Source organism: Pseudoalteromonas sp. KS88, from assembly GCF_004766475.1.
In the GTDB taxonomy this organism is placed as follows: domain Bacteria; phylum Pseudomonadota; class Gammaproteobacteria; order Enterobacterales; family Alteromonadaceae; genus Pseudoalteromonas.
Genome location: NZ_PYHV01000005.1, coordinates 24,315 through 35,947, shown reverse-complemented (window position 1 = coordinate 35,947; position 11,633 = coordinate 24,315). Strand labels below are relative to the sequence as shown.

Sequence of the window (11,633 nt, the reverse complement as noted above, 5' to 3'; positions counted from 1 at the left end):
CCGTCACAAATATCAATCATTACAATGTTAATCTCGGTCTAATAAAATCAATAAATGCTTTAACTCTCTCAGCAACCGGTGAGGATTTATAGTAAACAGCATTTACCAATTCACGATCAGAACCCATTAACCTATATGGCTCAAGAAGTGATATTAGTCGACCTTCTGCAATATCTGAATTAACCATAAAACCAGATAAACAAGTGATACCGCTTCCAGATAAAGCTAGTTGCCGAATGGTTTCTCCATTGCTCGCTGTCATGTCAGGGTTTACGTTATTTAAGCCTTTTACAGGCCATTGATTGAGTGACTTAATGTTTGAAAAACCAATTAACTTATGGTTTTTAAGTTCATCGGGCGTTTTTGGTAAACCATTTTGTGCAATATATTTAGGTGATGCGACTACAAAAAGCGGGCTTTTTCCTAATGCCCTAGCATGTAAAGTTGAATCTTCTAATTTTCCAATTCTTATCGCAACATCAGTTCGTTTTTCAATTAAATCAACAATTCCCTCGTTAGAGTTCAGTTCAATCTCTATTTCAGGATAAGCCTTAGTGAATGCATTAATATGAGGTGTTAATTGGTGAAATATAAAAGGACTCACAGCGTCGACACGTAATTTACCTTGAAGCACTTTTCCTTTAACAATAAGGGAAGATTCCGCATTTTGAATTTGTTTTAAGCCTAAAGTAACCGCATCGATAAACTTTTTACCTTCATCAGTTAGCATCACTCGCCTAGTCGTTCTAATTAAAATGGCTGTGTTAAGGGCTTTTTCAATTTTGGTCACTGAGCGAGAAATACGCGCCACCTGAATATTAAGTGCATCTGCGGCAGCAGAGAAACCACCAAATTCAATAACGGCTAATAAAAGTTCTAAGTCGTCAGATCTTGTTTTTAAACTCAAATTAACCTCATTTATTACAAAAGTATTTTGTAAATAGCACTATTTATCACAAAAGTTTATCAGTTAATAATGCCGTCAACAAATAAAGTAAGCGATTTAATTTCGCGCATTACTTTATATCTATTACATATACTTATTTGGAGATCATGATGCCACTTGCATTGATAGCATTAGCGCTAAGCGCTTTTGCCATAGGAACAACAGAATTCGTGATTGTTGGACTACTTCCAACAATGGCACAAGACCTTAATGTATCAATACCTTCAGCAGGCTTACTGGTCAGTCTATATGCTTTAGGTGTGGCCATTGGCGCACCGGTGATAACAGCGCTAACCAGTAGGTGGAACAGAAAACATGTATTGCTATCTGTTATGGGCTTATTTGTTATTGGCAATTTAGTGGCATGGCAAGCACCGAGTTTTGAGGCATTGATAATAGCCAGAATTTTAACTGGATTAGCACATGGTGTATTCTTTTCAATAGGATCGACCATTGCGACAGGTTTAGTATCTAAAGAAAAAGGCGCAAGCGCTATAGCCATTATGTTTACAGGATTAACTGTCGCTTTAATTACAGGGGTTCCTCTGGGCACTTATATTGGTCAAGTTTTTGGCTGGGAAGCAACTTTTTTAACCGTATCAATTTTAGGTTTACTGGCTATGATTGGCAGTGCCATTTTAGTACCGAGTAATTTAAAACAAGCTGAGCCAACAAATATTACAGCTCAGTTAAAAGTCTTAACTCACCCTCGATTACTATTAGTTTATGCAATTACGGCTATTGGTTACGGTGGAACTTTTATCGCATTTACTTACTTAGCGCCTATCCTCAATGAAGTAAGTGGTTTTGATTCAAGCTCTGTAGCCTTGATACTTTTAGTTTATGGTGTGTCAGTTGCTTTGGGCAATATCTGGGGCGGTAAAATGGCCGATAACTATGGCCCTATTAAAGCTTTAACAATTATTTTCGCAGGTCTTGCAGGCATATTATTTATGTTGGGCTATACAGCTTACAACCCGACTACCGCCGTGCTTACTATTTTGGTTTGGGGAGCCTTTGCCTTTGGAAATGTACCCGGTTTACAAGTATACGTAGTTAAGTTAGCCGAAAAACACACACCACACGCCGTAGATGTTGCATCAGGTTTAAATATCGCAGCTTTTAATATTGGTATTGCAATAGGTGCATGGGGAGGGGGTAATATTGTTGCTGAGCATGGCTTGATGAATACACCTTGGGCAGGCGCAGTGGTTGTTTTAGTTGCGCTTGTATTAACACGTTATAGCGGAATGCTTGATAGAAAGGACGCAAGCTTAAACTTAGTGAAAGATTGAACCCCATATAGGCTTTCCGTCTGGGTAAACAACAAGTGTATTTTAAAGCAGGCTTAATGAGTAAAGTAAGCCTGCTTCTCGCTCATTGGCGAAATTCGTCTTTAGTTCATTGACATTGCAGGTGGAAAATAAATCATATTATTTATCATATTAACTGTTGTATTCTTTTCTACGCTCTATAGCCACAGGGCTTAACTTAACCCATTTGAACAAATACATTATGATTATTTTTGTTATTCCACTCGTTATAGCAAGAACCATTAATGGCCAACCGTTTTCAATTCCCATACTCAAAGCAAAGGCGATAGTTGAAATATCCATCATAAAAATAAATTGACTCATTTTTAAATCGACTGCACCTGTAGCACCAGATTTGATAATTAACTTTATTTGATGATAATAACCTTGCGCTATTAAAAGCGATATGACGAGAATGATAGTTGTCGACACATAACGTCCTTCGTCAACAAATGTATCACCATAAAACAGCCCCGCCATTCCTAACGTTAAAGAAACTAAAGCAATTAAAACAGCGTAAGTAGACGCATTTGTTTTTCTATCAAGCCATATTTCATACAAAATAACGCCTACCAGTATTGTTGCGATCAAACGAGGCCACACTATGTAATGATTAAAAGGCTCTATAGAGTAACCATAAATAAAAAACGAGAAGTACGCTAAGTAACTGACAATAAATTGATTAATAGATAACAACTCTGTAGAACCAGTGCCTACCTCTTCTTTCTTCCTACGCCAAATAGTTCTTACTTGCGACAAAACACCATACAAACTGACAAAAATAAAAACAGTATTAACAGTTCCAAAAAAATCATAAACACTCATAGTCACCTCCAATATTTAAGTGAGGCTATTAAATCACATATTGTCGACAATATGTAGTTATACCTACTTTATAAGTGTTATCTTAGGTGTAATAGGTTGAAAGTGTCGACAATGTTTTGTGCAAGGTCAAATGTGACTGCCAAACAGCCTGTGCGAAATCAATAGCATTAGAGTGATGGTTTGGGTCTTCTCGGCAACTTCTGCTTTTTGGAACCAAAAAAACTAGACCAAATAAAGTAGACAGTCACTTTAATTGAGCAAATAAATTACAAACTTTATGATGGGTGTCTTTGTTATTTGTTATTTTTGTTATTTGTTATTTGTTATTGTCCTTGTTATGCATTAATTTTACGCCCATTTTTGAGCTCATTTTCATCTGGAACCTCAAATCTTGGTTCCATAAAGTTAAACATCATGTCAGTTACTTCAAAAGCATAAACTGCCGGATCTTTTTCGGTATTTCGTTTCTCAACACGCTGTTTTCGAATATCTGTAGAAGCGTCCAAATAATGTATTTCAGGATCTAGTCCAACCAGTTTTGCTCGATTAACAAAGATATCCCTTTGCTCTTTGGTAGTGAACCCAAGATCCAATATCACGTTTCCATTAATTGCCAAAATCTGTTCACTAACCTGCCAAATTTGTTCTGAGCATCGATTAACTCTTTCCATCATCCATTCGAAATCGAGACTTGTCATATCTTTTGAAAATAGTGTTTGCATCCAAGGGTCAATAGAGAATTTTATTGCCTCTATTTTTTTAGCGAGTGATAGAGAGTAAGTTGTTTTGCCAACTCCTGTAGGCCCACAAACTAAAATTAATCTTGCCATATAATGTACAACCTCTGAATAATGCATAACGCCCTAAGAATGGGCAAAAAATTGTTTGCTAAAATGTGAGGAACGAAAACATCAAACTGTTTTTTATCCTTATTTATTAGCTTGTTATATTGCATTTGACTCAGGTTGGCAATTAAAAAAGAGAACTAAATTACGAACCGTTGTTACTTTGCCACAATATGGATTATTCTCATATTGCTCTAGGCTACGCCCTGTACGTTGAGATATTATTTCAATCAAGTCTAAATCTAAGTCATCTTCGTGTAGTTTCAGTGTTTCGAATAAGTGATCCTCACTTTTCAAAGGTATTGGCTGTTCGGTACACATAGCTTTTTGAACTTCTTCATATGTAGCGCGAATAATCCAAGTATCTACTTCGCGAGCGTTAAATTCTCTAGCAAAATTGCAAATTGACAACCCCTTGCGTTCTTCCAGTAATTTAGCAAAATAAGCATCTATTTTGGGTTGTTCAAAATAACTCCAGACAAAAGCTAAAATGCCAATACCGCCAAGTACAGCAAGGGAAGTTGGGGAGTAATAAAGTACAGCAAGAAATAAACATGCAGCAATGAAGAGCGCTATATTACTTCCTTTTTGCGGTTTATATTCTGGCATAAATCTAGATGCTAGCTTCATACTCTTCCTTGCAATATAACGCCGCGTTAAGCGGACAAAAATTGTGGGTTATAATGTGTAGCGAAACGTAAACCACTGTTTTTGTTCTGTTTAAACGCCTTGTTATGTGGTGGCACTATTGTATTGGAAAGACATTCTCACAATACCGTTTACTGTAAACTCAGAGACCTTTGAAGATAGATATATAGATGCTTCCGAGCTTTGTTTGTTACCATTAAAAATAGCAATAGACTTCCCGTCAATTATTGCATCCCAAGAATGATTATTACCAGCCACACTTGGTAAGTAATGCTCACTTTTTAAGTGAGCAAAGACATCATCAATAGAAGCATTTAACGAGAGTTTAAAATTGTAAGAGTGTGGCGCATCGAAATCATCTCCCATACAAACACTATCTCTTTCTACGTTAATTTCACAACTATCCATAATTCTCCAAAAACCACATAACGCCGTTTTAAGCGGCGAGTCATAGTTTGCTAAAATGTGAAACGAAGTGGAACCGAGCAAACTGTTACGAGTCCGACTTGAAAACCCTTGTTATGTGCCTATTGGCTACAATCTACCAGACTTTTATTATTAACAGTAATTACAAACCGTTTGTTAAGTTCATTGTTTGTTAAATAACCACAAGCCCCTGCTATTAATTTACCGCCTATATTAAATGAATACTTATAACTACCATCATGTTGTGAGAGTGAATAGTGAATGGTATTTGCTTGCTCAAGTTCAATAGAACCAAAATTTAAATTACTCTCAGGCAAGGTAACATTTACCCTTGTTATAACGTAATCAGATTTATTTATTACAGTAACACTAGGTGTAATATAGAAATAAAGATAATAAGAAGCTATTACAAGAAACAAAATAGCAGCAGTTATTTTTACAAGCAGGTTCATCAATTATCTCATGGGCACATAACAACTTATTGGACACCATTTTGGTGGTTTATAACACCAAAACGGCGTATATTACATAGCCTGATAATTTCACCAATAATTACTTTTGTAAACAAGTAATTAAAATAGCATGAATTCAAAGTTCGTTATTATGCTCCAAAGTGGCGGTTAATAATGTTATCGGACAAAGTTAGGCTCCGACTCAAAAAAGTAAGAATAAATTTAACTTTTTCAGTGTCCGGTATCACTCAAAGCTGCCTGCCAAATGAGACCCTAACCCTTTCATCCAAACTGTAAGACAGGTGTAATCTACTACACCTTAATTTATATCACTGAAGGTGTTTTTGAGACCAGTAATTGCTCTACTCTTATACCCTCTACGTCCACGACTTCAAATTTAAAGCCAGCGAAGTTAATAAACTCTGCTCGTTTTGGAATGCGCTTCATTGAGTAAATTAGAAAACCAGCAACGGTTTCATAGTGCATTTGTTCTGGAAACTCATCAATTTCAAGTACTTTAGCCAACTCAACCACAGGAGTTAAGCCATCTACCAACCACGAGCTTTCGTCACGCGCAATAATTAACTCATCACCTGTGTGAGTTATTAAATCGCCCATAAACCCTTTCATTAAGTCTTTAACGGTCACAATACCAACCACCAGTGCATACTCATTCACTACAACTGCAAATGGTTTTGCAGCACCTTTAAATGCGTTTAATGCTTCAGACAGGCTCAGTGTTTCTGGCAAATAAAAAGTCTCTTTTTCTAATAGTTCGTCGTTGATATGCGCCGCTTCGCCTTTGAGTACTTGGCGCAGTATATCTTTAGACTCTACAGACCCTATTAATTTATCTAAATTACCGTTGCACACTAAAAAGTGATTATGCGGGTGATCAATAATCTTGCTGGCAATGTCTGCACTGGCCTCTTCAATATCAAAATAAACTATTTGATCGCGTGGTGTCATTACACTGGATAAAAAACGCGCTTCAAGATCAAACACATTACCAATTAAGTTATATTCTTGTTGTTGTAAACTGCCATATTCAGCACCGGCATCCATCATTGCTACTATATCTTCAGTGGTAACAATATCTTCACGCTCTGCAGGCACCTTAAACAGCTTTAAAATAACGTTTGTCAGTCCATTGAAAAACATCACCAGCGGTGTCAACGCAAATGTAACCCAGCGCATGAGTGTAACAAGCCTAACTGCTACGGCCTCTGGCATTATCATCGCGAGGCGTTTTGGCATTAAGTCCGCAAATAAAATGAACAAAGAAGTGATCGTAAAAAACGAAATAATAAAGCTAATTTGAGCTAACAATGGGCCTTGGTAAACCATGACTAAAACACGTTCAACATAAGGAGATAACGCTTGTTCACCTACTATTCCGCCAAGAATTGCAATCGCATTGAGTGCAATTTGAATCATGGCAAAAAAGGCACCTGGTTGCTCTTGCAGTTTTAATACCGCTGCTGCGTTAGCATTTCCTTCATCGGCCATAACCCTTAATTTTATTTTGCGTGACGCTGCTATTGCAATTTCTGACATAGCAAACAACGCACTGATCAAGATCAACAAACCAATCCCGATTAAATCACCCATTTATTACCTCAATAAAATATACTTTCATTAATAAAAGCAGCTGAATTATAGGCTCTTTTGAGCACAGAGCAATACAATTTCATATTATAAAAAATCACTAAAAAACAGTTATTTAATTAGATTCTGAAAAGACGCGGGTTAATTCTTCTTTAGTGGCAGCATCGAGCTGTTTGTGGCAAGCGAAATAAAGTGCAGGTTGCGTAACTTGAAGCTTTAGCACCGCTTTTAAGTCATCTTTTATGCCGCTTCTACTGTGCTCGTATTCTACACGTTGTTCTGGCAGGATAACTAAGTCAATGCTGTTCTTTCGGCTACGGATAATGTTAAAAATATTGTCAAAACTATCGATCAACAAGAGGTTTTTGCCCACTTCAAAGCCCTGTGATAACAAGTAATGATGACTGTAATTGTCTTTGAGAACAGCAATACGGTATTGCTTTGCTTGTTCTAAATTATCTAGCGTAATAGCTTTAGAGTTTAATGAATAAAGATAAGTGTTTAAGTCTGACAGTTTAGCAATCCAAACGAGCTTGTCTTCTCGGCGTTTGGAGCGTGAAATAGAAAATATGCAGGTTTGCGGATCGCGAATCGCAGTATTATAAGCGGTACTCCAGCTGTGAACTGTAATGTTGTAGTCAAGCGAGGAGTTATCGAGCACTTTACGAACTCTTTCGTACACATGCCCGGTTAACTGGTTATTGTGGTCGAGGTATTGCGCTGGTGGGAAATTTTCAGTTACTACCGTTAGCTTAGCAAAACACAGTGAACTAAAAAAAACACATAATAAATAGATCCATTTATTCACTACTACCCCACTATGCTTAATTATTTCATCGTTATTTGTAGATGATTAATTAAATATAGCGTCTATTAACTGATAAGTGAATAGAAAACAGGCTATAAAGCCTGTTTTGATCTATATAAATTAGCGGTTCATTGCATTAATTAAAAATGCTGAGATTTTAGCACCTTCTCTCAGCGTTGTTTCTGAGCTTGATTGACCCACTAAAGAACTGTCAGTGAATGGTGCAATTTCCATCATATCAGCGCCTGTAATTGGGAACTCGTCTGCAAGCGCAGACAATATATCAAGTGCATGTTGTGGCGTTAACCCATTACCTTCTGGTGTGCCAGTAGCAGATGCAAACTCTTCATCCAATGCATCAATATCAAAGCTTACATAAAGCTCATCAACATTATCTGCTTTGAGTTGTGCTATTACTTCCTGAGCAACATCGTGTGCTCCACGCTCAATAATTTCGTGGGCCCAGTGTTGCTTAATTCCAAACGTTGACTCCCAGTGCTCTTTAGGTTTACCGCTTGAGCGAATACCAAACTGAACCAAGTTCTTTGGCGCAGGTAAAAACTCTAAAATATGCGTACACCACGAACCAAAACACAAATCAATGCCTAAACGCTCAACAAGTAAGTCCGTATGCGCATCAAAATGAATGATAGCAGTACGTTTACCTTGCTCACGTTTTGCCTTTAAGTACGCTTTAGTTAAAGGATAACTAATTGAGTGATCGCCACCAATGCCAAAAATACCTTTATCTGTAAACGTGGCATAAAAGCTATCACACACATCTTCTGTTATAGATAAAGGGCTAACATAGTAATCACTGTTAGGATTATCATACAACGCCTTTTGGCAATTACTGATGGTCGCTTCATTTAAATATTTATCGTGTAGTAAATGAGGAATTACGCGTACATCACCTAAATCAAATGATTTAGCCTGTGGTTGTTGGTCAATCAAGGTTGAACGTAAAAACAATGGTCCCCAATTTGCGCCGCGTAAAATACCACCACCACAGTCAGAGCTAATGCCAAGCATAACTGCTTTGTGTGGGCTATCAGCAAGTGTATCTAAAGAGTCACGCCATAATGGCTCAACGTTATCTTCTTGACCGTAAAGCTTATTACGTAACGCAGCTTTACGTTCTTTGGCTGTATTAACCGTAAAAACACCATCGCCAGGAGGGCATAAACAGTGTTCAACTTTACTTTTGAATGTTTGCCATTGTGTGCTCATTTCGATTCCTTAATTGTGTAATTTTGCTTAGTTATGCAAAAAAGCGTTGTTGCAAATAAGTTTAATAAAATTTTAATATCACGGATTTCTGCTGTTTAATGTTGTTAAACTAATCGCATTATCATACCGTGAAATATCAAAATTATATTTAATACCAATCACTTAAACATTATTACCATGCAACGCATAAATTCAAATAAAGTACATTAGGTGAGTGATATAGTGTCTGTTTAGACAAGTCAACCTTTGTACTATCGCAGTCATATTTCTAGGTGATTGAATATTCATAGAGAATGAATAAAAGTAGATATAGGCTGATTTTAAAAAAGATTTCACGTGTAAAAAGTGTTAAAGGCGTCTAGGGCCTGTTTATCTTTGAGGATTAACATTTGTTCAAGCTAGCGGCGATTTAATCGCGGCGCGAGGTTTGTAGCCTAGTGGGCTAAGTCAAAACCGAGCAAAGCTTGCGCGTCCTGCTCACGCCCCTTACAACTGTCCATGTAGGCAACAAAGAGTAAACCGCCCCTAGGCAGAACCCAAAGGGCAGCGCCTGTTTTGCATTGATGCTGCGTTATTGATTTTAACATTAGAATCATTATTACTTGCAATCAATGCCTTGCTTAAAACGCTTTTAATGCTAACTGAAACTTAAACCTAGGTATTGTTTGAATATAAACGGACATCCGTCCTGTACTTCGCTACTCTTAATCGTAATGATGATAGATTGACAACAATTCCTTATAAATTTAGCGTTGTTAAGCGTTAATTATAAAAAGTAATGATAAGGCAGCACCACTATGGAAAAGGTATTTCACCTAGGACTCACTCGCGATGATTTGCAAGGCGCAACTTTGGCAATTGTACCAGGCGATCCCGATCGCTCAGCTCGTATTTCTGAACATTTAGAAAACCCTCATTGCCTTGTTCGCACCCGAGAGTTCCATGCGTATTTAGGCACACTCAGTGGTCAATCAGTGGTTATTTGTTCAACAGGTATTGGTGGGCCATCTACCTCTATCGCTGTAGAAGAGCTTGCTCAACTTGGTATAACGACATTTTTAAGAATTGGTACTACAGGTGCAATTCAGCCTCATATTAATGAAGGCGATATTTTAATAAGCCAAGCATCTGTTCGTCTAGATGGCGCTAGCCAGCACTTTGCTCCACTTAACTACCCTGCTGTATCTGATTTTTTTGCTACGCAAGCTATGGTAACGGCATGTAATAATTTGGGCATTGATTTTCACATTGGTATCACCGCATCAAGCGATACGTTCTACCCAGGTCAAGAGCGTTACGACACCTATTCAGGCTACGTACCAAAAGCATTCCAAGGCAGTTGTGAAGAATGGCAGAAGCTCGGCGTAATGAATTATGAGATGGAATCTGCCACATTATTTACAATGTGTGCAGCATTAGGGCTTAAAGCGGCGTGCGTTGCGGGTGTGTTAGTAAACCGTACTCGTCAAGAAATACCAAACGTAGACCACGGCGAGATTGAGAGAAAATCGGTTGCCGTGGTACTTGAAGCTGCGAAAGTACTACTAAATTAATTAGTCGACTAACTCAATACTATACGCATTCATTGCTGGTAAGTTAGCATAGCTTGCCAGCACAGCCTCACTGACTTGCTGCTGATTTTCAACACCTTTGGTCTGTAATAACTCTATCTTTTGTATTGTTTGGGCATCCATGTGTAAACCAGCTAAATACAACTGACTAATTGCGCTTTGCAGTGGCGCAAGGCTTGGACTATAAGCGGCATTTTCAGCGTAACGACCATAAAAACTGCCCTGCTCAAACGTGGTAATTTTTACTGCGCTGAAATTTTTTGTATAAGGCACATACGCATTTAATGCAGCATCGATTAAGGTGCCACATACCCCATCTTGACCGACTACACTTTGTGTAATTGGAGCGGGGTTAAATAAGCTGTACTCATTGCCCAGATCAGTGGGCCCAAACGCAGCTGGTAATAGCTCATTAAGTTTATAATCTTGGTTTGGTAGCAAAATATCAAAGGTACTCGCATCTGCAAGTTCATTCATAAACTGACGACAATAACCGCAAGGCGCATCACTGATTGCTATTTTCACAATCGATTTAGCCCCATTAAGCCATGCATTATTAATCGCTGATTGCTCAGCATGCACCACTAAACTCAATGGTTGATTTGTAAACTCTACATTGGCGCCAAAATAAAAGTTTACCTGCTTATTCTCATCAAGGCCAAGTACAACTGCCCCGACAAAAAAGTGTGACACAGGTGCTACTGCAAACAAAGATGCTATTGGCAAACACGCTTTTAGCAACTGCTCTTGGGTAAGTGAATACTCATTACATAGATTATTTATATCGTCGGTAGTCAGCCTACCTCTTTGTAATTTTACTTGATTGAACAACGCATCGCGCTTTGGTTCATCAAATAGATGCGTTTGCCCTGTTATTGAATTTATAGGCGAAGAAGATGTTGATGGAATCATACACACATTTTACTTATCTAATGGCTTCACAGTGTAAAATGTTCAGTCG

Annotated in this window: 12 protein-coding genes; 2 read left to right on the top strand and 10 right to left on the bottom strand. The window is 37.9% G+C overall.

Annotation, left to right across the window (positions count from 1 at the left end; translation table 11 throughout):
* Positions 1-19: 19 nt before the first annotated feature.
* On the bottom strand, positions 20-907 hold the full coding sequence (locus C7Y70_RS02545; protein ID WP_210114651.1) for a LysR family transcriptional regulator: 888 nt from the start codon (positions 905-907) through the stop codon (positions 20-22).
* Positions 908-1,056: 149 nt separating this feature from the next.
* Between C7Y70_RS02545 and C7Y70_RS02540 the strand changes: the two genes are divergently transcribed.
* Positions 1,057-2,241, top strand: coding sequence for an MFS transporter (locus tag C7Y70_RS02540; protein ID WP_135473305.1), 1,185 nt, complete (start codon positions 1,057-1,059; stop codon positions 2,239-2,241).
* A 150-nt stretch (positions 2,242-2,391) separates the two neighbouring features.
* On the opposite strand, the gene C7Y70_RS02535 is transcribed toward C7Y70_RS02540, so the two are convergent.
* The 8 genes from C7Y70_RS02535 to C7Y70_RS02500 all read right to left on the bottom strand — a co-directional run bounded on the left by C7Y70_RS02535 (position 2,392) and on the right by C7Y70_RS02500 (position 9,101).
* Positions 2,392-3,084, bottom strand: coding sequence for a hypothetical protein (locus C7Y70_RS02535; RefSeq protein ID WP_099296635.1), 693 nt, complete (start codon positions 3,082-3,084; stop codon positions 2,392-2,394).
* A 335-nt stretch (positions 3,085-3,419) separates the two neighbouring features.
* A complete protein-coding gene (locus C7Y70_RS02530; protein ID WP_135473258.1) occupies positions 3,420-3,914 on the bottom strand; it encodes an ATP-binding protein in 495 nt (164 codons plus the stop codon).
* Between the two features lie 114 nt (positions 3,915-4,028).
* A complete protein-coding gene (locus tag C7Y70_RS02525; protein WP_135473257.1) occupies positions 4,029-4,559 on the bottom strand; it encodes a hypothetical protein in 531 nt (176 codons plus the stop codon).
* Between the two features lie 102 nt (positions 4,560-4,661).
* Entirely contained in the window at positions 4,662-4,985 is a 324-nt protein-coding gene (locus C7Y70_RS02520) for a hypothetical protein (protein ID WP_135473256.1), read from the bottom strand.
* A gap of 119 nt (positions 4,986-5,104) precedes the next feature.
* Positions 5,105-5,455, bottom strand: coding sequence for a hypothetical protein (locus tag C7Y70_RS02515; protein WP_135473255.1), 351 nt, complete (start codon positions 5,453-5,455; stop codon positions 5,105-5,107).
* 324 nt (positions 5,456-5,779) lie between these two features.
* Positions 5,780-7,066, bottom strand: a complete 1,287-nt coding sequence (locus tag C7Y70_RS02510; RefSeq protein ID WP_099292705.1) for a hemolysin family protein — start codon at positions 7,064-7,066, stop codon at positions 5,780-5,782.
* A gap of 112 nt (positions 7,067-7,178) precedes the next feature.
* Positions 7,179-7,871, bottom strand: a complete 693-nt coding sequence (locus tag C7Y70_RS02505) for a transporter substrate-binding domain-containing protein (protein ID WP_099292707.1) — start codon at positions 7,869-7,871, stop codon at positions 7,179-7,181.
* 120 nt (positions 7,872-7,991) lie between these two features.
* Complete coding sequence (locus C7Y70_RS02500; RefSeq protein WP_099292709.1) at positions 7,992-9,101, bottom strand: arginase family protein; 1,110 nt, start codon at positions 9,099-9,101, stop codon at positions 7,992-7,994.
* 797 nt (positions 9,102-9,898) lie between these two features.
* Between C7Y70_RS02500 and udp the strand changes: the two genes are divergently transcribed.
* Positions 9,899-10,654, top strand: coding sequence for a uridine phosphorylase (udp, locus tag C7Y70_RS02495; protein WP_135473254.1), 756 nt, complete (start codon positions 9,899-9,901; stop codon positions 10,652-10,654).
* Here the strand turns inward: udp and cdd are convergent, their stop codons facing one another.
* The gene (gene cdd, locus C7Y70_RS02490; RefSeq protein WP_135473253.1) at positions 10,655-11,584 is read right to left on the bottom strand and encodes a cytidine deaminase; all 930 of its coding nucleotides are present in this window, start codon (positions 11,582-11,584) and stop codon (positions 10,655-10,657) included. It abuts the gene before it with no gap.
* Positions 11,585-11,633: the final 49 nt, after the last annotated feature.

Coding starts and splice junctions, on each gene's coding strand:
- C7Y70_RS02540 (WP_135473305.1), top strand. CDS start 1,057: ATGCCACTTGCATTGATAGCATTAGCGCTAAGCGCTTTTGCCATAGGA.
- C7Y70_RS02535 (WP_099296635.1), bottom strand. CDS start 3,084: ATGAGTGTTTATGATTTTTTTGGAACTGTTAATACTGTTTTTATTTTT.
- C7Y70_RS02530 (WP_135473258.1), bottom strand. CDS start 3,914: ATGGCAAGATTAATTTTAGTTTGTGGGCCTACAGGAGTTGGCAAAACA.
- C7Y70_RS02525 (WP_135473257.1), bottom strand. CDS start 4,559: ATGAAGCTAGCATCTAGATTTATGCCAGAATATAAACCGCAAAAAGGA.
- C7Y70_RS02520 (WP_135473256.1), bottom strand. CDS start 4,985: ATGGATAGTTGTGAAATTAACGTAGAAAGAGATAGTGTTTGTATGGGA.
- C7Y70_RS02515 (WP_135473255.1), bottom strand. CDS start 5,455: ATGAACCTGCTTGTAAAAATAACTGCTGCTATTTTGTTTCTTGTAATA.
- C7Y70_RS02510 (WP_099292705.1), bottom strand. CDS start 7,066: ATGGGTGATTTAATCGGGATTGGTTTGTTGATCTTGATCAGTGCGTTG.
- C7Y70_RS02500 (WP_099292709.1), bottom strand. CDS start 9,101: ATGAGCACACAATGGCAAACATTCAAAAGTAAAGTTGAACACTGTTTA.
- udp (WP_135473254.1), top strand. CDS start 9,899: ATGGAAAAGGTATTTCACCTAGGACTCACTCGCGATGATTTGCAAGGC.
- cdd (WP_135473253.1), bottom strand. CDS start 11,584: ATGATTCCATCAACATCTTCTTCGCCTATAAATTCAATAACAGGGCAA.